A 20,414-nucleotide genomic window follows, 5' to 3' on the forward strand; every position below is an offset into this window, starting at 1 on the left:
GGACATCGCTGTGAATGACGGCACGCGCAAGCTTGCGTTGCGCGCGCTTTTGTCGCACCACTTTCGCCTTGGTCCGGCCGCACGGCCGGTGGCCCGCGCGGGCGGGCGATTGTCGCTGTTCGTTTGAGGAGATTGATGATGCGTCGCCTGACCACGCTCGCCGCCGCCGCGGCCATTGCTGCCGCCTCGATCATGCCCACCGCCTTCGCCGCGCCTGCGCCCAAGTCCGGCTACTACGTGATCCGCTGGGACAACACCGGCATCTGCCAGATCTGGAACACCGAACTCCAGTCCAAGCCGGTGGAGTGGCCGTCGACCTACAAGATCGTGTCCAAGCCTGTGCCGACCTTCGTCGAGGCGACCAACATCCAGCTCAAGCTGCGCGACGAGCGCCGCTGCTTCCTGTAAGCGGCGTTCGCACGCCGTCGTGCATGAGAGCATGATCCGGAAAAGTGGAAACCGGTTTTCCCTCGCGACAAACGCCGAAGGCGTTTGCGCGGAGATCACGCTCAAACAAGGAGATGAGATCATGATGCGATTCCGTGGAATCGCATCATGATCTAGCGCCGGTCAGGCTGCGCTGACCGCGCTCGCCGGCATCGGCACGAAGCCTGGCAGATCCCTGATCCGCGCCAGCCACGCCTGCACGTTCGGGAACGGCGTCAGCGACACGCCGCCTTCCGGCGCGTGCGCGGTGTAGCTGAACAGCGCGACGTCGGCGATGGTCGGTGCCGCGCCGGCGAGATATGGCCGCGCAGAGAGCTCGCCTTCCATCACCGTGAACAGGCCGTGGGCGAGCTGGTGCGCCCTCGCCATGTCCAGCGGCGCGCCGAACAGGGTCGCAACCCGCGCCGCCGCCGGGCCGAACGCCAGCGGGCCGGCCGCCGCCGACAGCCAGCGCTGCACCTGGGCCTGGCCGAGCGGATCGCGGGGCAGCCACGTCGCCGCGCCGTCATAGCGGCCGGCGAGATAGACCAGGATCGCATTGGAATCGGGGATCACGGCATCGCCGTCGACCAGCACCGGCACCTGGCCGAACGGATTGAGCGCGAGAAAGTCCGGCCGCTTGTGCGCGCCGCCCTTGAGGTCGACCTCGACGATCTCGCAAGGCAGGCCGAGCAAGCTCAGCATCAGCCGCGCGCGATGCGCGTGGCCGGAGAGGGCGAAATGATACAGACGACGTTGTGACATCAGGTGCTCCCGTGGCTCCGCGTCAGCTAGACCAGGGACACCGCGGCAACAATGCAGCCTCGTGGCAACGGCCTGTTGCAGCGGACGCAACAATGCGACAACGCCAGCCATGGACCGCCTGCCCGATCAGCTCCGGCCCGGCCTGCGCCTCGTCTTCGTCGGCACCGCCGCGAGCGAGCGCTCGGCCGCGACCGGGCACTACTACGCCCATCCCGGCAACCGCTTCTGGCGCACGTTGTTCGCGGTCGGCCTGACGCCGCGGCTGTACCAGCCGCAGGAGTTTCCGGCGCTGCTGTCGATCGGCATCGGCTTCACCGATCTGTGCAAGCTGGGCGCAGGCATGGACCACGTCGCGCTGAAGGCCGGCGTCGACCTCGCCAGTTTCGCCGATAAGATCCGGCACTATCGACCGGCGACGGTCGCCTTCACCAGCAAGAAGGCCGCAAGCCTGTTCTACGCCCGGCCGACCAGTGCGATCGCGCTCGGGCGGCAGCCGGAGCAGCATGATTTCCCGACCACGTTCGTGCTCGCCTCCCCCTCCGGCGCGGCATCGGGCGCGTGGACGCTCGAACCGTGGCGGGAGCTGGCGGCGCATGTCGCCGGGGATCGCGTCTGAAGCAGCGCCTGTCACCGCTTTCGATGAGGATCGGTAGGGTGGGCAAAGCAGCCGCCCGCAGGGCGGTCGCGTGCCCACCGTCCATCCGCATGGGCGCAAGCAGGCGGTGGGCACGGCGCGCATCGCACACCGTATCGCGCAACCAGCAGCATGCGCGCGTCTTTGCCATCCTCACGGATCCACATGATGACAGGTGATGACAACATCATCATGGCGACGCGCCACGAACTAATCGAGCCCACCGCAATGCTTGGTGACTGCGCCCTCTCCCCTTGTGGGCCCCCTTGTGGGAGAGGGCATGTAGGACAGAGCGGCAAGCTCGCTTGGGTGAGGGGTTTGTATCAACGAGCATGACTCGCGGAAAGAACCCCTCACCCAAGCGAGCGAGTTGACAGGCTTGCGACGCCCTCTCCCACAAGGGGAGAGGGCGCAGTCGCAAGCAGCTCAAAGCTATTCTGCCCGACGGGCAATCCGCGCATCCGTGCCATGCGCAAACTGCCCGTCGTGTTAGTTTGCCGCAGGCATTAGAGCTTGTCATGTCGGGCAAATCAGGACGATGTTTTCGCTCAACCCGCCTCATGCAGAGGGACGTACGCGTCGTCACGATACGTGGAGGTGGGCCGCGGTGGACGTGATCGCTGCGCCGGACGAGCGCGAGTGGTCACGTACGGCGAAGTCGTGATGTCCTGATACCCCGACGCTGGTATCACGTGCGTGCTCATGCGGAAGCGTGACGCGTGCAATGGCGGCCAACAAGCCGGCGCGCCAGGGAGACCACGTATAAGCCGTCAGACCATGCGCGCAGGGAAGGCCGGGATGTCTCCGCCGAACCTGTGGTTCTGCCGCGTGCTTTTTGTTGCACGCGGACCATGGGAGCGGCGAGCTCCCGGCCTTCCCTGCCCCTCTCGATTTTCGACCGGGGCTCTCACGATGCATCCCTCGCGCACGCGGTGCGGCGAGAACGTGGAATCACGCGCTGCAGATGGACGATGTTGGCAGTCGCTCACCTCAGGAAAAACTGTCATCGCCCGTGCAGGCGAACGATGGCAACTCATCGCGCGGCACTGACCGAACACCACCGCAACTACCTGATCGTGATCGCCAGACCCGACAGATCGACGTTCGCCAGCAGCCCGATCTGCTCGCCCGACAGCTCCAGCACCGCGCCCTTCTGGTTGGTCAGAACGATGCCGCGCACGCCGCGGCCGACGGCAAGGCCCGCACCCGCGGCGCCGTAGACGCCCTCGACGTCGGACGGACGCCAGATGTTGCTGACGCGGCCGCGCAGCACCGTGCGCGAGCCGCCGAACACAAGGCCCCAGTCGAGACCGCCGGTCGACAGCGGATAGGCGCGGCCATGGAAATGCAACACGCCGCTGCCGCCGGAGCCGCCGATGATCCATCCCGCCTTGTAGATGGTCAGCGTGATGAAGCCGCCGTCCGCGCGCGCGGTGGCCGGCAGGACGGCGAAGGCTGCGGCCGTCAGCGCCACCAGCAGACCACGGACGAAGGATGCAATTCTCATGGATGAAGTCTCCAGCGAAGTGAACTTGAGGTAATTCGATGGCCACGTGTGACGATCGCGCCCCATCAAGCGAATCGATCCGGCCGAATTTAGCCCTTTGCGCGGCACCGCGCATGCGCCGCCGCCGGTGTGTTCGAAATGACGCGCTCGCAGTGCAGAAAGCAGCGCAGGAACTTGGCGGTGCGAATGTCAGCCGCCGGCATGGATGGGACGCGGACCCGCCGAGCCGCGATGGACCGCGGGCGCTGGCGAAATGGGTCGAGACCCGCGCAGAACAAAGGCCATTTCGGGGTATTTGGCGCGTGCAAGGCCGCCGGGCGCCGGCGTTAAGGCCCCATTAACCTTGTCCGACCACGGTGATTTACGGGCTGGATGTTTAGTTGGTCTCGATGTTTGCGCGTCGTTTCTGTCGGCGCGGGCGTTGATCGGGAGGTGTTATGTCGCAAGAGTTGTCATCCGAAGCCGCAAGTCCGTCACTCGTGCCGCTTGCCATGCCACCGTCGCGCTCCGCGGCGGAAATCCTGCCGCTGTTGATCGGCACGCCCCTGTCAGAGATCGAGCGCGAGCTGATCGTGCAGACCCTGGCGCGCTGCAACGGCAACCGTACCCACGCCGCAAGGCTGCTCGGCATGCCCGTGCGCACCTTGCGCAACAAGATCCGCAGCTACACGGCCGACGGCATCGCGGTGCCGGCCTACTCGGCCTGATCCGACGGCGGCCACGCGATATCCCATCGCGTGGAACTCATCAGGATGCGGCGCCGATTGATGTTGATCAATCGGCCTCGCAGCCCTGCTGCAATTGCTGCCGTCGTCGCCGCTCTGTTAGGCTTCGCTGCGAATCAAAGACGTGTAGCGGAGTTGCGGTAGTGGCAAAGAATCCGGCCGGACGCGGCCTGCAGGGCCTGGTGGGTCCACGTGGCCCGCAAGGGCAGCCCGGGCGGCGCGGACCGGATGGTCAGCGCGGCAAGCCCGGTCCCGACGGCAAGGCGGGTCCGCAAGGCAGGCCCGGTCCGCAGGGGCCGCGCGGCGAGGCCGGTCCGCCCGGCAAGCCGGGACCTGCCGGACCGCAAGGTCCGCAGGGCGAGCCGGGGCCGCCGGGCACCTTGCCGACGATCGATCAGCTGATGCCCTGGCTGGAGCAGATCTTCGCCGCCTATGACGACTACAAGCGCGCGCGGGATCGCGAGGCGCATGAGCGCGAGGCCGAGCTGGTCGCGGTGCGCGACATCTTCGCCGCCACCACGCATGACGATGCGCTGGACGAGGCCTTCGAGGACGACGATCCGCACGAGATCGACCTCCCGAAGAAGAAGAAAAAGAAGAAGGGCAAGAAAAAGAAGAAGCACGAGAAACACGCCGAGGGCCGCGACGACCACGACGATGAGGGCTTCTGAGCTTCGGCTTGCGTCCGGGTGCGGCGGGCCTCAGCGCGGGCCGAACCTGGCCGCCGAGCGCTCCCGCGCCTTGGCCGCCTCGATCTCGCGGTCGCGCGGCGGCGCCTGGGTGTGCAGCGAGGTCAGGAGCCGCCGCGCGGCGTCGGCCACCTCCTCGACCGCGCGGGTGAAGGCGGCCTCGTTGGCCTGCGACGGCGCATTGAAGCCGGACAGCTTGCGCACGAACTGCAGGGCCGAGGCCTGGATTTCAGCCTCGGTCGCCGGCGGCTCGAAATTGAACAGCGTCTTGATGTTGCGGCACATGATGGGTCCCATCAATCCGGTACTGAACCAGGTCGCGGACCGTGCTATCATGCCCCCGACGCAGCCGGAAGAGCTGCGCTTGATCAGGGGGAGTCCATGTTTCGACCGCTTGCCGCCGTTTTTGCCGCCGTCATCGTTTTTTGCGCGCCGGCCCGCGCCGCCGACTATCCCGCCCCGAAGCAGGGCGACTTCGTCGTCAAGGATTTCAAGTTTCACACCGGCGAAACGCTGCCGGAGCTGAGGCTGCACTATACGACGGTCGGCGAGCCGAGCGGACAGCCGGTGCTGGTGCTGCATGGCACCGGCGGCTCCGGCGCAAGCATGCTAGTGCCGACCTTCGCCGGCGAATTGTTCGGCAAGGACCAGCCGCTCGACGCGAGGAAGTACTACATCATCATCCCCGACAGCATCGGCCACGGCAAATCGTCAAAGCCCTCCGACGGGCTGAAGACGAAATTTCCCGCCTATGACTATGCCGACATGGTCGACGCGCAGCACCGTCTGCTAACCGAGGGGCTCGGCATCAAGCACCTGCGGCTCGTGATCGGCAATTCGATGGGCGGCATGCATAGCTGGGTGTGGGCCACGCGCTATCCGGAGTTCATGGACGTGGCGGTGCCGATGGCCTCGCAGCCGACCGAAATGGCGGCCCGCAACTGGATGCTGCGCCGGCTGATGCTGGAGACGATCCGCAACGATCCCGACTACAACGGCGGCAACTACACCGCACAGCCGCGCATGATGAAATACGCCGTCACGGCCTACGCCACCGCCTCGGCCGGCGGCACCGTCGCCTATCAGCTCGCGGCGCCGACCGCCGCCAAGGCCGACAAGCTGGTCGAGGAGCGGCTCGCCACGCCGATCTCCGCCGACGCCAACGACTTCATCTATCAGTGGGATTCCTCGCACGACTACAATCCGTCCGCCGATCTCGACAAGATCAAGGCGACCGTGATGCTGATCAATTCGGCCGACGACGAGCGCAACCCGCCGGAGACCGGCGTGACCGTGGACGCGATGAAGCGCGTCGCCAACGGCAAGCTCTTTCTCATCCCGACCTCGGCCGCGACGCGCGGCCACCTGACCACCGGGAATGCGAAGTTCTACGCCGAGCCGCTGCGCGACTTGCTGGCGACGGCGCCGCAGCGCGGCATGTAGATCGACGAAAGGGAGCAGCGCATGCGCAGGATGGTGGTGGCTGCTCTCACGATCGGCTCGCTCGCCTGCGCGACCGTGGCGGCCGCTTTCGACAACGGGCAGTTCGACAATGTCCCGCCCGACATTCGCGCGTGGTTCAAGAGCGTGATCGCGCCCAACGGCGTGCCGTGCTGCGATATCTCCGACGGCCACCGCACGACCTATGACGTGCGCGACGGCACCTATTGGGTACCGATCGAGGGCCGATGGATGGCGGTACCGGAGCGCGCCATCATCCGCGACCGCGGCAACCCGATCGGCGAAGCCGTGGTGTGGTACGTCCATCACCGCGGCGACATCATCATCAGCTGTTTCGTTCCAGCCGATGCCGTGTGAGACGCTGGCGCGTGCGATGCCACCAATGCGACTCGTTGGCGGTACGAGAAGTAACCTCCCGGGTTCGTGACCAGCTCCGATTGACCCAAGTCAACAGTCGCGGAAATCTGCCGAAATAGTGTATAGAATGTGTCATGCATGCACCTGAAGATTCCTAGTCGAGATGCCCAAGCGATTCCTCCACCGGTCTGCGGCCCGTCTGTGCCGCGCAGCTCTCGCGCTGGCTCTCGTCGTCGGGCCTTGCGCCGCGTCAGGCGATGATGAGCTGAAGCTCACGCCGAGCCAGGCGCAGAACCTCGGCGTGCGCGTGACGCATCCGATCTCCAGCCGGATGGACAGGACGCTGCCTTATCCCGCGCAGATCGTCATTCCCACGCCTCAGCTGTGGGTCGTCAGCGCGCCGGTCGCGGGGATGATCACCAACCTCGCCGTCGCCCGCGGCGATCGCGTGGCCGTCGGACAGCCGCTGCTTACGTTGGAAAGTCCGAGCTTCGTCTCACTGCAGCGCGACTACCTGCATGCGCTGGCCCAGGAGGGCCTCGCGGCTCAGCAGCTGAAGCGCAACGCCGACCTGTTCGAAGGCAAGGCCATCCCGCAACGCGTGCTGGAGTCGAGCCAGGCGGAAGCGCGCCAGGCCAGCATCGTCGTCGCCGAACGCCGGCAGATGCTGCACATCAGCGGTCTGTCCGACGAGGCGATCTCCCGGCTTAGCAGCGATGCGGCGATCAGCGCCACGCTTACCGTCACCGCGCCGCGTGCTGCGTCGGTGGTCGAGATCGCGGTATCGCCGGGCCAGCGCCTGGAGCAGGCCGCGTCCCTGGTGAAGCTCGCGCGGCTGTCGCCGCTCTGGGCCGAGATCGCGATTCCCGCGACCAACATCGGCGCCATCAAGACCGGCGCCAAGGTCGACATCGAAGGCTATGCGACACCGGGCCAGGTCATCCTGGTGTCCGAGACCACGGATGCCGCCACGCAGACCATTCTCGTCCGCGCCGAGATTCCCAACAATGGCGAGCTGCATTCCGGACAGATGGCGGCCGCTCGCATCGGCTTCATCTCGGCAGGCGAAAGCGCATGGGAGATTCCCTATAGCGGCCTCGTCCGTCGCGGCGAGCAGACCTCGGTGTTCGTCGCCACGGAAGGCGGTTTCCGGGTCGTCCCCGTGACGCTGCTCGCGGAGGATCAGGATCACGTCGTCATCGCCGGCCCCCTCACGGACAAGGACGAGATCGCCATCGGCGGCATCTCGGCGCTGCGCGGCATCCTCTCGCGACTGGGGCAGTAGATGCTGCAGCGGCTGGTCGCATTCGCGCTGTCGCAGCGGCTCTTCGTCATCCTGAGCACGCTGTTGGTGATCGGCGCGGGCGCTGTCGTCCTGCCGAGCCTGCCGATCGATGCCTTTCCGGACGTCTCGCCGGTCCAGGTGAAGATCATCATGAAGGCCCCCGGCCTGACGCCGGAAGAGGTCGAGCAGCGCATCACGGTTCCGATCGAGCTGGAGCTGCTCGGATTGCCGAACAAGAAGATCCTGCGCTCGGCGACCAAATATGCGCTGGCCGACATCACCGTCGACTTCGAGGACGGCACCGACATCTACTGGGCCCGCAATCAGGTGTCGGAGCGCCTCTCCAACATTTCGCGCGACTTCCCCGAGGGCGTGAGCGGCGGCCTTGCGCCGATCACCAGTCCGCTGGGCGAGATGTTCATGTTCACGATCGACAGTCCGGATCTGTCGCTGGCCGAGCGCCGGACCTTGCTCGACTGGGTCATCCGCCCGGCCCTGCGCACGGTGCCCGGGGTTGCCGACGTCAACGCGCTCGGCGGCTATGTTCGCGCCTTCGAAATCGTGCCGCGGAACGATGCGCTGGCGGCGCGCGGCATCTCGTCCGAGCTGTTTCGCAAGGCCATCGAGGCCAACAGCCGCAACGACGGTGCCGGGCGGGTCAACCAGGGCGAGGACAGCGCGCTGGTCCGCATCGAGGGCAGCATCCGCGGCATCGACGACATCCGCGCGATCATCGTCGACACCCGCGACGGAATCCCGATCCGGGTCAGCGACGTCGCGCGGGTCAAGATCGGCGCCCTCACCCGCTATGGCGCCGTCACGAAAGACGGCAAGGGCGAGACGGTCGAGGGGCTCGTGCTCGGCTTGCGCGGCGCCAACGCCGGACAATTGGTGCGCGACGTTCGGGCCCGGCTGGATGAGCTGAAGCCGTCGCTGCCGAGCAGCGTCACCATCAACGTGTTCTACGACCGCAGCCGGCTGGTCAACCGCGCCGTCGGCACGGTGGTCCGGGCGCTGGGCGAAGCCACGGTGCTCGTCGTCGTGCTGCTGCTGCTGTTCCTCGGCAATTGGCGCGCCTCGCTGGTGATTGCGCTCAGCCTGCCGCTCGCGATCGTAATGGCGCTGATCGTGATGCGGGCTGTCGGCATGTCCGCCAACCTGATGAGTCTCGGCGGCCTTGCGATCGCAATCGGCATGCTGATCGACGCGCTGGTCGTGGTGGTCGAGAACATCGTCGGCAATCTCGCCAAGCACGATCACGCAAGCACCACGCCGCTGATCCACATCGTCTACCGCTCCGTCTGCGAGGTCCTGCAGCCGGTCGCCTCGGGCGTCCTGATCATCATCATCGTGTTCGTTCCGCTGCTGACCTTGCAGGGGCTGGAGGGCAAGCTCTTCATTCCGGTCGCGCTGGCGATCATCTTCGCCCTGGCCGCGTCGCTGCTGCTGGCGCTGACGGTGCTTCCGGTCGCAACATCCTTCGTGCTCACATCCGCGTCGCATGACGATCCATTGCTGATCCGCGCAGCGCAGCGCGTCTATGCACCCGCGCTCGACTGGGCGCTCGGGAACGAGCGCAAGGTGATCATAGCGGCGCTGGTCGGCCTCGTTGCCGCAGGATATGGCTACACCCAGCTGGGCAAGACCTTCATGCCGACGATGGACGAAGGCGACGTCATCGTCAGCGTGGAGACGCTGCCGTCCGTCAATCTCGACGAGTCCCTCGCCATCAATGCCCGGCTGCAGGCGGCCCTGATGAAGGTGCCCGACGTCGCCGGCATCATCGCGCGCACCGGCTCCGACGAGCTCGGGCTCGATCCGATGGGCCCCAATCAGACCGACACGTTCCTGGTGCTTAAGCCGGCGGACCAGAGGCAGACCAGCGATCGGGATGCCCTGCTCGAGAAGCTTCGCGAGGTCCTGACCGGCTTTCCCGGCGTCTCGCTCAGCTTCACGCAGCCGATCGACATGCGCGTGCAGGAGATGATCAGCGGCGTGCGCGGCGACGTCGCGGTGAAGATCTTCGGCCCGGACATCACCAAGCTCAACGAGATCGCAGCCAAGCTGTCGGCGATCATGTCCGACATCGACGGCGCCCAGGACGTCTACACGACGCTCAACGAAGGCGCGCAGTACTACACGATCGCCGTCAACCGCATGGAGGCGGGCCGCCTCGGGCTCACGGTGGACTCGATCTCGGCCTCCCTGCGCACGCAGATCGAAGGCCGGACGATCGGCACCGCGCTCGAGGAGGGACGCCGGACGCCGATCCTGGTCCGCGGCAGCGAGGCCACGCGGCAGGCGCCCACGATGCTGGCGGCATTGCCGCTGACGCTTGCGTCCGGCCAGCATGTCGCACTCTCTCAGGTCGCACGCATCCAGCGCGTCGACGGCCCGGTGAAGATCGACCGGGAGGACGGCAACCGCATGAGCGTGGTTCGCAGCAATGTCCGCGGCCGCGACATGGTCGGCTTCGTCCAGGCGGCCCAGCAAAGGGTCGCAACCGAGCTGCCGCTGCCGTCCGGCTATCGGCTGACATGGGGCGGGCAGTTCGAGAACCAGCAGCGTGCGGCCGCGCGTCTGTCCGTCGTGGTGCCGGTCGCGATCGGCTTGATCTTCGTGCTGCTCTTCACCACGTTCGGCTCGGTGCGCCAGGCCCTGCTCGTCCTCGTCAACATTCCCTTTGCGCTGATCGGCGGCGTGTTCGCGCTGGTCTTGAGTGGCGAGTACCTGTCCGTCCCGGCCTCGGTCGGCTTCATCGCCCTGCTCGGAATTGCGGTGCTCAACGGTGTCGTGCTGGTGTCTTACTTCAACCAGTTGCGCGCTCACGGGGTCCCCGAGCAGCGCATCGTGGTCGAAGGCGCCAAGCGCAGGCTGCGGCCTGTGCTGATGACGGCGAGCATCACGGCGCTGGGATTGATCCCGCTGCTGTTTGCATCGGGGCCCGGATCGGAGGTCCAGCGTCCGCTCGCGATCGTCGTGATCGGCGGCCTGCTGTCGTCCACGCTGCTGACGCTGATCCTGTTGCCGATCCTGTATCGTCGCTACGGCGCCGCTGCGAAGGAAGCGACATGAGCAGCCAAGCCGTGTGCCTGACCCTGATCGTGCCGGATGCGCTTCACAGCGAGGTGCTCGACCATCTGAGCGAGCAGACCGATCTCGTGACGGGCTTCACCGCCTCGGAAGCGGCCGGACACGGCGCGCGCGTCCGGCTGCGGAGCGCCGCAGAGCGGGTGAAAGGACATGCCGACGAGGTCGTCGTGCGGATCGTGTTGCCGGAAGAGGATCTCGAGCGGCTACTGGAGCGGCTCAGGAGCGCGTTTGCGGGAACGCAGCTCGTCTATTGGGTCGTGCCCGTCACCGCCTTCGGCATCATCCAGTAGGCACGCCCGAGGTCGAAGGCGGTCGATTCAAGGCTTGAAACACCAGCCCTGAATCGCCCCGTTCCGAAGCGGACTGCCCCCTCGCCGCCGCCGTCAGTGCTCGCTCTCGAGGCCGCCGACGTGCTTCTGCGTGTAGAGCTCGAGCCCGATGCGGTTGATGAGGTCGAGCTGGGTCTCGAGGAAATCGATGTGATGCTCCTCGTCCTTCATCAGTTGCTCGAAAAGGTCGCGCGACACGTAGTCCTTGACGCCGTGGCAATAGGTGGCGGCCTCCTGATACAGCGTCCGCGCACCGATCTCGGCGGCGAGATCGCATTCGATGATCTCCTTGACGTTCTGGCCGATGCGCAGCGGATCGAGCACCTGCATGTTGGGGAAGCCGTCGAGGAAGAGAATGCGGTCGGTGAACTTGTCGGCGTGCTCCATCTCCTCGATGGATTCCTTGCGCCAGACCTTCGCCATGTCGAGAAGGCCCCAATTGTTCAACAGGCGATAGTGCAGCCAATATTGGTTGATGGCAGTCAGCTCGCTGCGCAATCCCTTGTTGAGATATTCGATGACCTTGGGGTCGCCCTGCATGGATAAGCTCCGAAAAAGTTAGAGGCCGCAGGCGCTCAATAACAGGTTCGAAGTGCGGAGACGACCCCCGTTCATGTGCATTTTTCGGGCGGAGAACGACGCGACCGAGTGCAATGCCTGTCAGCAGGCAGCAAGCGCGAAACGGCTCTGAAGGTCGTCATCGATCGCCTTCGCCGGCGTCGTCCCATGATGGTGGCCGTGCTGACAGCCGGCCTGGCAGGCGCGGGCACAGGGACCCAGCGCCTCGTCGATGATCGTCTTGATCGTGCGCGCACAGCGGCCGCATTCCGCGCTGCACCCCAGGCAACCGTAGACCTGCTTGGGGTTCCGCGGCAGTTCGTCCGCGGACTTTACCGCGTTGCGGATGTCGTGATCGCTGATGACGTTGCAGGAACAAACAATCATGAGAAACCGGCCAATCGTCCTTGGTCAGGTATCGATAGTCATCCGCAGCTACCCGCGCAAAGGGAAAACGGCGCTTTTGAAGCTATTCCAATTTCCCGATCAATCTAGAATGCCTCCAACTATACGAGCTTGCCGCAGATCAAAGTTGCCGCCGAATATGGGCGGGCGGCGATCAAGCCGCTGCAACTCAGTCGCCCCCACCACCGTCCCCTCCCCCGCCGTCGCCACTGTCACCTCCGCCGTCGATCGGGTTTCCCATCACGTCCGACGAGGTATTGGAAAACCAACCTGCGACACCGCTCCCCTGACTGGAGCTGGACGCCCCATCGGAATCGACGCTGGTGCTGTCCGCGGACGAGCGGCGGTGGTGGGGCCGGCGGCCGGCGCGAACCAGCAGCGCGTAGCAGGCGGCCGAGGTCAATCCGATGGCCACGACGATCGTCATCACGGGGGTCATGCCTGCTCCTGACCGGCGGCGACTTTTGTGCAATGCAGCATTGAACGTATCCCGGAGATGGGTCGTCCAATGGGACGCGCCCGTTCATTGATCATTCAAGCGGGATGTGTGAACCTGCCGTATCGCCTGATGCGCGATCCGCCGACCTGGAGTGAGAGAGGTTAAGGTCATGAAGAAGACTCTTGCGGCTCTGGCCGCCGTCGCGACGCTGTCGACCGCAGCGCTGGCCCCTGCTCCTGCTGAAGCGCGCAATGGTCGTGTCGCCGCTGGTGTCGCTGCCGGCCTGCTCGGCGGCGCCCTCATCGGTGGCGCCATCGCTGCGGGCAGCAATCCCTATTACTATGGGCCCGGATATTCTTACGGGCCGGGCTACTCCTATTACGGCGGGCCTGCCTACATCGCCGATCCTGGCTACGCCTGCTATTGGCAGCGCCAGCGCTTCTGGGACGGCTACGGCTGGCGGATTCGCCGCGTCCGGGTTTGCGAGTGATCGTTCACCTTCATTAATTCCATGACCTTGCACCGGAATTTCGAGAACGGCGGCTGACACGGCCAGAAAAAACCGTTTTTCCGTCGCATCAGGTCGGACAGAGTTTACGAAGGGTTGACGGATTGTCGTGTTTTCTCGCGACGCTGACGGCCCTGATCGTGCGTGAATCACCAACCCGGCGCTCGCGAGGGCGCCTTCCAGGAGATCTCGGAACATGAAGAAGATCCTGACCGCAGTGCTTGCGGTTGCGACCATCGCCGGTTCGCTGAGCATGACGGCACCGGCCGCCAAGGCCGGCGACGTCGGTGCCGGCGTGGCTGCCGGCCTGATCGGCGGCGCCCTGCTCGGCGGCGCGATCGCGTCCAGCCGTCCGGCCTATGGCGGTCCGGTCTACGTCGAAGCCCCTCCGCCGGGCCCGCCGCCGTGCGTGTGGCGTCGTGAGCGCTATTGGGACGGTTATGGCTGGGTGTCCCGCCCGGTTCGCGTCTGCTACTGATCCCGACGACGCATAGCTCGCAACAAGCCCGGCCCTGCGGCCGGGCTTTTTGCTGCCCGCCTGCTCGGCTGATTTCACTCGATCAGCGCGCGGCGTCGATCGCCTGCAGCACTGATTCGCTCGGCCAGCAGTCGACCTTCAGGCCCGCCTTTTTCTGAAATACGCCGAGTGCGGCACGGGTCTGCATGCCGGCCTTGCCGTCCAGCTTATCGCCGTAGAGACCGAGCCGCATCAGGCCCTTCTGCATCGCCTCGACGTCCTTGCTCCGAAGCTGCTTCGACGCCGACCATGGTGTCGCGAACGGGGCCGGGCTCGTCATGCGATCCGCGAGGTGACCGACGAACAGCACGTAGAGATCGGAGAAATTGTATTCCTTGATGACGAAGTAGTTCGCCGTCGTCAGGAACGCCGGACCATAGATGCCCTCGGGCTGCAGCAGCGACGCCGGCTGCTGCTGCTCGGCAGCACTCAACCGCTGGCCGCGCACCGGCACGAAGCCCGCGCGCAGCCATTCGCCGATCGGCTTCTTCACCTCCGGCACGCCGATCGCGCAGTCCACATTTGCCGGCGGCTTGACCTCGTAGGCCCAGCGCACGCCGCGCTGCCAGCCCTTGTTCGCAAGCTGCAGCGCCGCCGAGCCCAGCGCGTCCGGCACCGAATGCCAGAGATCGACCTTGCCGTCGCCATCGAGATCGACACCGTGCTTGTAGTACTCCGACGGCAGGAACTGTGTGAGCCCGACCGCCCCGCCCCATGACGCCCTGAGATCGCGGCGCGACACCACGCCGTCGCTCAGCATCTTCAGCGCCATGATGAATTCGGTGCGGTACTGGTCCTTGCGGCGACCGACATAGGCCTGGGTCGCCAGCACGCGCAGCGCATCGTAGGGCAGCGCGTAGCGGCCGAAATCGGTCTCGCGGCCCCAGATGGCGAGCACGACAGGTCCCGGAACGCCGAAGCGGCGCTCGATCTCGGCGAGCGCGGGACGATATTGCTGGATCAGCTTCTGGCCATACGCGGCGAGCCGCGCGATCGAGGCTTCCTTGATGTAGTCGGCCGGCACCTGCACGAACTCGGCCTGCGCCGGAGCGCCTGTTGCCGGACGGCCTGGCAGCAGCAGGTCGGGAAGCTTGTAGTCGGGCTCGAGCTCGCGCGTCTCGGCATCGAACGTCGCGCGCGAAACGCCCTGCTCCTTGGCCTCGGGCCAGAGCGAAGCCACGAATTGCGTGAAGTCGCCGTCGGCGGCGCTCGCCTGGCCATCGCCGAGGATGCAGAGCGCCACACCAATCAGGACGAGCCTGCGCAAACCGAAGAGCAACTGCCGAGCCATGCAATAGGGTTAGCATGGCTCGCGGCGGTTGTGAACGTCAGCAGGCCATGCGCCGGAACCCGACTCTTCCGCTCAATGCCCCGCCGCCTGCTTCGCCTCCTCGATCGCGGCATTCGACAATTTGTCGACGACGGCGATTCCGATGGCGGAGAGAATGAAGACCGTGTGAATGATGGTCTGCCACATCACGCCGGTCTCGGTGTAGTTCGACTTGCCTGACGACAGCGCGCCGGCTTCGATGAAGGTGCGCAGCAGATGGATCGACGAGATGCCGATGATCGCCATGGCGAGCTTGATCTTCAGCACGCTGGCATTGACGTGGCTGAGCCATTCCGGCTCGTCCGGATGGCCCTGCAGATTGAGCCGCGACACGAAGGTCTCGTAGCCGCCGACGATCACCATCACGAGCAGGTTCGAGATCATGACCACGTCGATCAGGCCGAGCACCGCGAGCATGATCTGCTGCTCTGAGAAATCGAAGGCGTGGGCGAACAGGTGCCAGAGCTCTTTGAGGAAGAGCACGACATAGACGCCCTGCGCGATGATCAGCCCGACATAGAGCGGCAGCTGCAGCCAGCGCGAGCCGAAGATCAGCATGGGTATGGGGCGCAGCGCTCCGCCCTTGGAGGACAGGGTCGCGTCGGGGGAAGACATGATGGGATTTTCTCGCGGCTGGATGGGATTGCGGAACGACTATCTACGCAATCACGTCGCACATGGAAGCGACAACTGGCCGCAGCCTGGGCGCGACGCTTTGTCCCGGAACGAAGACAGCGTCGCGCCTCGCGATGTCCTGAGATCAGCGCGTCAGCTTCTTGTACTTGACCCGGTGCGGGATCACGCTGTCCTGGCCGAGACGGCGCATCTTGTCCTTCTCGTAGTCCTGGAAATTGCCTTCGAACCATTCGACGTGGCTGTCGCCCTCGAAGGCCAGCATGTGGGTCGCGATACGGTCGAGGAACCAGCGGTCGTGGCTGATGATGACGGCGCAGCCGGCGAAATCCTCCAAGGCCTCTTCGAGGGCGCGCAAGGTGTCGACGTCGAGATCGTTGGTCGGCTCGTCGAGCAGCAGCACGTTGGCGCCCGACTTCAGCATCTTGGCGAGATGCACGCGATTGCGCTCACCGCCCGAGAGTGCCCCGACCTTCTTCTGCTGGTCGGCGCCCTTGAAGTTGAAAGCCGAGCAATAGCCGCGCGAGTTGACTTCCTTCTTGCCGAGCAGGATCAGCTCGTTGCCGCCGGAGATCTCCTCCCATACCGTCTTGTTGCCGTCGAGAGCGTCGCGCGACTGGTCGACATAGCCGAGATGCACGGTCTCACCGATGGTGATGGTGCCGGCATCCGGCTTCTCTTGTCCCGTGATCATGCGGAACAACGTGGTCTTGCCGGCGCCGTTCGGACCGATCACGCCGACGATGCCGCCCGGCGGCAGCTTGAAGGTGAGGTTGTCGATCAGCACGCGATCGCCGAAGCTCTTGGACAGCCCGTCGAAATCGACCACATTCTGTCCGAGCCGCTCGGCGACGGGAATGATGATCTGCGCGGTCTGGGTCTGCTTCTCGCTGGCCTTCTTGAGCAGCTCCTCATAGCGCTGGTAGCGCGCCTTGGACTTCGCCTGGCGGGCCTTCGGCGACGCCGCGATCCACTCCTGCTCACGCGCCAAAGTGCGCTGATGCGCGGCATCCTCGCGGCCCTCCTGCTCCAGCCGCTTCTGCTTCTGCTGCAGCCAGGACGAATAGTTGCCCTCGTAGGGGATGCCCCTGCCGCGATCGAGCTCCAGGATCCAGCTGGTGACGTTGTCGAGGAAGTAGCGATCGTGGGTCACGATCAGGATCGCGCCCGGATAATTGCGCAGGTGACCTTCGAGCCAGGACACCGATTCAGCGTCGAGATGGTTGGTCGGTTCGTCCAGCAGCAGCAGCTCGGGCTGGTCGAGCAGCAGCTTGCACAAGGCGACGCGGCGACGCTCGCCGCCGGACAGCTTGGTGACGTCGGCATCGTCGGGCGGACAGCGCAGCGCATCCATCGCCTGGTCGACCTTGCTGTCGAGATCCCAAAGGCCCTGCGCCTCGATCTCGTCCTGCAGCTTGGTCATCTCGTCGGCGGTCTCTTCCGAGTAGTTCATCGCCAGCTCGTTGTACCGATCGAGGATCGCCTTCTGCTTGCCGACGCCGAGCATGACGTTCTCGCGCACCGTGAGCTTCGGATCGAGCTGCGGCTCCTGCTCGAGATAGCCGACGCGGGCACCCTCGGCCACCCAGGCCTCGCCGGTATAGTCCTTGTCGATGCCGGCCATGATCTTGAGCAGGGTCGATTTGCCCGAGCCGTTGACGCCGAGCACACCGATCTTGGCGTCCGGATAGAACGACAGGTGAATGTTATCGAGCACCTTGCGGGTCGGGTAGGTCTTGGACAGACCCTGCATGAAGTAGACGAACTGGCGCGCCATCGCGTGTCCCTTGAAGCCTGCCGGAATTTTCGGAAAATGGTTGCCGCTGATGTAACCGCGCGGTCCCCAAAGGGCAACCGGCGAGCCGGTCTCGGCCGGAACAAATGCCGGGAGAATCCCGGTCAAACTTCGCGCCGGCCCGGCCTGCCGTCCACGGACGATTACGGGTCCGGCACCTTGTGTGCGGCCGATCACGACAATTGCAACCATCTTTTAATTAATTCGGCGGGACACTCGGTCTCGGCCCGCAAGACCCGCGTGCCCAAGCGGCAAAAGCCGCGACCGACAACAGCGAGAGCCCGTCATGGCAGCCTTCACGTCAGCCTCCCTGCCCGCTTCGGCGGCACACCGCAAAGACCGATCCGGGATCGCGGACGACATCCGCGGCTTCTGGCGCGAATTCGTCGCGCGCGCCTTCAACCCGTACCGGCCAGAATTGCACTACATGCGCGGCCCCGGCCCCGCCTGGCGCGCCAAGTACGGCCATGACGCCGCGTTCCGGCTGAAGTCCCGCCTCGATTGACGTCGCCTGGGTCTGCGTAAGAGCGTCACGATGCCTTGCGCAACCAGCCCGTTGCGCGCAAGCATGGCTCCATTCCTGACGGCATTCACCATTGCCGCCGTCCCCCGATGAATGGACCCTGCCGATGACACGGCTGCGCTGTGCGATCCTCGACGACTATTACGATACAGCCCTCTCATTAGCCGACTGGCCCCGGCTGGCCGACAGGGTGGATGTGACGGCTTTCACACAGCCGTTCGGCAACGAGGAAGCGGCCGCCAGCGCGCTCGCCGATGCCGACATCATCTGCGCGATGCGCGAGCGGACGCCATTGCCCCGCTCCCTGATCGAGCGGTTGCCGAAGCTGAAGCTCCTGATCACCTCGGGCATGCGCAACGCCGCCATCGACATGGAGGCCGCCAAGGCACGCAGCGTCGTCGTCTGCGGCACGCAATATGGCCGTGACCCCACCGCACCGCTCACCATGGGCCTGATCCTGGAGCTGACGCGCAGGATCGGCCAGGAGAACGCGCGCATGCACGCCGGGGAGCCCTGGCAGGCGCTGGGCGGCGTGGAGATCGAGGGCAAGACGCTGGGCGTAATCGGGCTGGGCAAGCTCGGCACCAAGGTCGCAGAGCTCGGCAAGGCGTTCGGCATGAACGTGATCGCCTGGAGTCCCAATTTGACGCCCGAACGCTGCGAGGCGGCGGGAGTAGGCTACGCGACCAAGGAGAAGCTGTTCACCGCCGCCGATGTCATCACCGTCCACGTCGTGCTCAGCGATCGCTCACGTGGGCTGGTGGGCGCGGCCGACATCGCGCGCATGAAGCCGACCGCCTATCTCGTCAACACCTCGCGCGCGCCGATCGTCGACGAGGCCGCGCTGCTGCAGGCGCTCCGCGACCAGCGCATCGCCGGTGCCGGGCTCGACGTGTTCTCGGTGGAACCGCTGCCGGTCACCCATCCGCTGCGCGGGCTCGGCAACGTCGTGCTCACACCACATCTCGGCTACGTCACCGAGGAGAGTTTTCGCGCCCATTACGGCCAGATGGTCGATTGCATCGCCACCTGGCTCGCAGGGGCCGAGCCGCCGCGCCGGCTGGCTTAAAAGCAGACGAGAGCGGCCCTCACAGCAAAACACCCTCCGAGGAGGGTGTTTTCAACGTGATCAGCTCGCACGCGCCCGCCTCAGCGGATCGTCACCGGCGGCGGCAGCGGCTGCATGTTGGCGGGCTGGCCAGCCGCCGGCACGGTCGCCTGGGCCTGGACGGGCGCCTGGGCCGGGGCCGCGGCAGCAGCCATGTTCTTGCTGGAACCTGGAGGCGCACCGCCCGGCATCACGACCACACGGGTGCCGACCTTGACCCGGTCGAACAGGTCGGCGACGTCGTCGTTCAGCATGCCGATGCAGCCCGACGACACGAACTTGCCAATCGTCGACGGCTGGTTGGTGCCGTGGATGCGGTACACGGTCGAACCGAGATACATCGCGCGGGCACCGAGCGGATTGCCGGGACCGCCGGCCATGAAGCGCGGCAGATAGGGCTGCCGCTCGATCATCTCGCTCGGCGGATACCAGTCCGGCCACTCGGTCTTCTTGGTGATCTTCTGCACGCCGGTCCAGGTGAAGCCTTCGCGGCCGACACGGACGCCGTAGCGCATCGCCCGGCCGTTGCCGAGCACCAGATAGAGGTAGGTGTTGGGCGTATCGACGACGATCGTTCCCGGCGGCTCCTTGGTGACGAAGTCGACCTCCTGGCGGCGCAGGTTCGGCGGCAGCGGCGCCGGCGCCGCATCGGGTTGTTCCTCGGGCGGCAGAGCTGCCACCGTCATCGGCCGATCTCCGGCGGCCGGGGCCTGTGCCGCGCCCGCGACGGCCGGAGCGCCACCGACGGCGCCGGGCGGCCGCGGCGCGCCTGCGTCGCCACCGGGCGCGCTGGCGCCACCATAGGCCTGCTGGCTGGAGGCAGGACGATCACCGTAGATTACCGGGGGCGGACCAGCCGGGCGGCCATAGCGCGGATCATCCGGGGACATCACCGGGCCGGTCGGAGCGGCTCCGTAGACCGTCGCACCGGCCGGACGTCCATAACGAGGATCGTCGGGAGAAAGGATGGGACCGGTCGGAGCCGCAGCACCATAAACCGGCGCATTGGCTGGACGACCGTAGCGCGGATCGTCCGGCGAGATCACCGGGCCGGGCGGCGGCAACGCCGCGGAATTGCCAGGCGCATTCTCATCGTCGAGCGCGTCAAAATCCTGCCCCTGCCCGCGCGCATCGGCCGGGTAAGGCGTCGGCGCCGGTGAGTACGCTCCAGGCGCGGTCTGATAGACCTGCTGTGCCTCGGCAAACGAAGTTGCCGTCACGCCCGCTGCCGCGACCGCGCAAACCGTCAGGATTTGTCTGATCATCATCGCCCTTGCAGTATCCCCAAGCCGCCGATTGGGACCTTTGCTGTGCCAGATGGCCGAAG

General features: G+C 65.8%; 23 protein-coding genes. 13 read left to right on the forward strand and 10 right to left on the reverse strand.

The window, feature by feature from the left end; translation table 11 throughout:
• Positions 1-138: 138 nt before the first annotated feature.
• Positions 139-408: a hypothetical protein gene (locus tag ACQR1D_RS24025; RefSeq protein WP_434887325.1), complete on the forward strand. Its 270-nt coding sequence runs from the start codon at positions 139-141 to the stop codon at positions 406-408.
• A gap of 162 nt (positions 409-570) precedes the next feature.
• On the opposite strand, the gene ACQR1D_RS24030 is transcribed toward ACQR1D_RS24025, so the two are convergent.
• Positions 571-1,191 carry a glutathione S-transferase family protein gene (locus ACQR1D_RS24030; RefSeq protein WP_434845479.1) on the reverse strand — a complete coding sequence of 207 codons (621 nt, stop codon included), beginning with the start codon at positions 1,189-1,191 and terminating at the stop codon, positions 571-573.
• A gap of 109 nt (positions 1,192-1,300) precedes the next feature.
• On the opposite strand from ACQR1D_RS24030, the gene ACQR1D_RS24035 reads away from it, so the two are divergent.
• Positions 1,301-1,807, forward strand: a complete 507-nt coding sequence (locus ACQR1D_RS24035; protein WP_434894093.1) for a mismatch-specific DNA-glycosylase — start codon at positions 1,301-1,303, stop codon at positions 1,805-1,807.
• Between the two features lie 1,084 nt (positions 1,808-2,891).
• On the opposite strand, the gene ACQR1D_RS24040 is transcribed toward ACQR1D_RS24035, so the two are convergent.
• A complete protein-coding gene (locus ACQR1D_RS24040) occupies positions 2,892-3,332 on the reverse strand; it encodes a hypothetical protein (protein WP_315804362.1) in 441 nt (146 codons plus the stop codon).
• Between the two features lie 437 nt (positions 3,333-3,769).
• Here ACQR1D_RS24040 and ACQR1D_RS24045 point away from each other — a divergent pair, with 437 nt between their 5' ends.
• The gene (locus ACQR1D_RS24045; RefSeq protein ID WP_316217617.1) at positions 3,770-4,039 is read left to right on the forward strand and encodes a helix-turn-helix domain-containing protein; all 270 of its coding nucleotides are present in this window, start codon (positions 3,770-3,772) and stop codon (positions 4,037-4,039) included.
• Positions 4,040-4,200: 161 nt separating this feature from the next.
• Positions 4,201-4,728 carry a collagen-like protein gene (locus ACQR1D_RS24050; RefSeq protein WP_316177830.1) on the forward strand — a complete coding sequence of 176 codons (528 nt, stop codon included), beginning with the start codon at positions 4,201-4,203 and terminating at the stop codon, positions 4,726-4,728.
• Positions 4,729-4,758: 30 nt separating this feature from the next.
• Here ACQR1D_RS24050 and ACQR1D_RS24055 read toward each other — a convergent pair whose 3' ends face one another.
• Complete coding sequence (locus tag ACQR1D_RS24055) at positions 4,759-5,031, reverse strand: DUF2277 domain-containing protein (protein WP_316177828.1); 273 nt, start codon at positions 5,029-5,031, stop codon at positions 4,759-4,761.
• A 96-nt stretch (positions 5,032-5,127) separates the two neighbouring features.
• On the opposite strand from ACQR1D_RS24055, the gene ACQR1D_RS24060 reads away from it, so the two are divergent.
• The 5 genes from ACQR1D_RS24060 (at position 5,128) to ACQR1D_RS24080 (ending at position 11,232) form a co-directional block, all read left to right on the forward strand.
• On the forward strand, positions 5,128-6,189 hold the full coding sequence (locus ACQR1D_RS24060) for an alpha/beta fold hydrolase (protein WP_434894094.1): 1,062 nt from the start codon (positions 5,128-5,130) through the stop codon (positions 6,187-6,189).
• A 21-nt stretch (positions 6,190-6,210) separates the two neighbouring features.
• A complete protein-coding gene (locus tag ACQR1D_RS24065) occupies positions 6,211-6,564 on the forward strand; it encodes a hypothetical protein (protein ID WP_315804358.1) in 354 nt (117 codons plus the stop codon).
• A 163-nt stretch (positions 6,565-6,727) separates the two neighbouring features.
• Positions 6,728-7,849, forward strand: a complete 1,122-nt coding sequence (locus ACQR1D_RS24070) for an efflux RND transporter periplasmic adaptor subunit (protein WP_434894095.1) — start codon at positions 6,728-6,730, stop codon at positions 7,847-7,849.
• Positions 7,850-10,924 (forward strand): efflux RND transporter permease subunit, encoded by a 3,075-nt coding sequence (locus ACQR1D_RS24075; protein WP_434883945.1) that lies wholly within the window; start codon positions 7,850-7,852, stop codon positions 10,922-10,924. It abuts the gene before it with no gap.
• The gene (locus ACQR1D_RS24080; RefSeq protein WP_315804523.1) at positions 10,921-11,232 is read left to right on the forward strand and encodes a DUF3240 family protein; all 312 of its coding nucleotides are present in this window, start codon (positions 10,921-10,923) and stop codon (positions 11,230-11,232) included. The genes ACQR1D_RS24075 and ACQR1D_RS24080 overlap by 4 nt, the downstream gene beginning before the upstream one ends.
• Before the next feature lie 93 nt (positions 11,233-11,325).
• Here the strand turns inward: ACQR1D_RS24080 and bfr are convergent, their stop codons facing one another.
• The 3 genes from bfr to ACQR1D_RS24095 all read right to left on the reverse strand — a co-directional run bounded on the left by bfr (position 11,326) and on the right by ACQR1D_RS24095 (position 12,673).
• Positions 11,326-11,811 carry a bacterioferritin gene (bfr, locus tag ACQR1D_RS24085; RefSeq protein ID WP_315717837.1) on the reverse strand — a complete coding sequence of 162 codons (486 nt, stop codon included), beginning with the start codon at positions 11,809-11,811 and terminating at the stop codon, positions 11,326-11,328.
• Positions 11,812-11,931: 120 nt separating this feature from the next.
• Positions 11,932-12,216: a (2Fe-2S)-binding protein gene (locus ACQR1D_RS24090; protein ID WP_315804522.1), complete on the reverse strand. Its 285-nt coding sequence runs from the start codon at positions 12,214-12,216 to the stop codon at positions 11,932-11,934.
• Positions 12,217-12,403: 187 nt separating this feature from the next.
• Positions 12,404-12,673, reverse strand: coding sequence for a hypothetical protein (locus ACQR1D_RS24095; RefSeq protein ID WP_434839202.1), 270 nt, complete (start codon positions 12,671-12,673; stop codon positions 12,404-12,406).
• Positions 12,674-12,842: 169 nt separating this feature from the next.
• On the opposite strand from ACQR1D_RS24095, the gene ACQR1D_RS24100 reads away from it, so the two are divergent.
• Both ACQR1D_RS24100 and ACQR1D_RS24105 read left to right on the forward strand, forming a co-directional pair.
• Positions 12,843-13,163 (forward strand): hypothetical protein, encoded by a 321-nt coding sequence (locus ACQR1D_RS24100; protein WP_315804520.1) that lies wholly within the window; start codon positions 12,843-12,845, stop codon positions 13,161-13,163.
• Positions 13,164-13,377: 214 nt separating this feature from the next.
• Positions 13,378-13,659: a hypothetical protein gene (locus ACQR1D_RS24105; RefSeq protein WP_315804519.1), complete on the forward strand. Its 282-nt coding sequence runs from the start codon at positions 13,378-13,380 to the stop codon at positions 13,657-13,659.
• A gap of 82 nt (positions 13,660-13,741) precedes the next feature.
• Here ACQR1D_RS24105 and ACQR1D_RS24110 read toward each other — a convergent pair whose 3' ends face one another.
• From ACQR1D_RS24110 to ettA, 3 genes are all read right to left on the reverse strand, one after another.
• Positions 13,742-14,989, reverse strand: coding sequence for a lytic murein transglycosylase (locus ACQR1D_RS24110; RefSeq protein ID WP_315804518.1), 1,248 nt, complete (start codon positions 14,987-14,989; stop codon positions 13,742-13,744).
• Between the two features lie 72 nt (positions 14,990-15,061).
• On the reverse strand, positions 15,062-15,643 hold the full coding sequence (locus tag ACQR1D_RS24115; protein ID WP_315804517.1) for a TIGR00645 family protein: 582 nt from the start codon (positions 15,641-15,643) through the stop codon (positions 15,062-15,064).
• A 145-nt stretch (positions 15,644-15,788) separates the two neighbouring features.
• Positions 15,789-17,438 carry an energy-dependent translational throttle protein EttA gene (gene ettA / locus ACQR1D_RS24120; RefSeq protein WP_315804535.1) on the reverse strand — a complete coding sequence of 550 codons (1,650 nt, stop codon included), beginning with the start codon at positions 17,436-17,438 and terminating at the stop codon, positions 15,789-15,791.
• Between the two features lie 304 nt (positions 17,439-17,742).
• Between ettA and ACQR1D_RS24125 the strand changes: the two genes are divergently transcribed.
• Positions 17,743-17,961, forward strand: coding sequence for a hypothetical protein (locus tag ACQR1D_RS24125; RefSeq protein ID WP_315804516.1), 219 nt, complete (start codon positions 17,743-17,745; stop codon positions 17,959-17,961).
• 124 nt (positions 17,962-18,085) lie between these two features.
• The gene (locus ACQR1D_RS24130) at positions 18,086-19,048 is read left to right on the forward strand and encodes a D-2-hydroxyacid dehydrogenase family protein (RefSeq protein WP_315804515.1); all 963 of its coding nucleotides are present in this window, start codon (positions 18,086-18,088) and stop codon (positions 19,046-19,048) included.
• A gap of 80 nt (positions 19,049-19,128) precedes the next feature.
• Here the strand turns inward: ACQR1D_RS24130 and ACQR1D_RS24135 are convergent, their stop codons facing one another.
• Positions 19,129-20,355, reverse strand: coding sequence for a L,D-transpeptidase family protein (locus ACQR1D_RS24135; RefSeq protein WP_316177822.1), 1,227 nt, complete (start codon positions 20,353-20,355; stop codon positions 19,129-19,131).
• Between the last annotated feature and the right edge of the window lie 59 nt (positions 20,356-20,414).

The organism is Bradyrhizobium sp. HKCCYLRH2047, assembly GCF_051168175.1.
GTDB lineage: Bacteria > Pseudomonadota > Alphaproteobacteria > Rhizobiales > Xanthobacteraceae > Bradyrhizobium.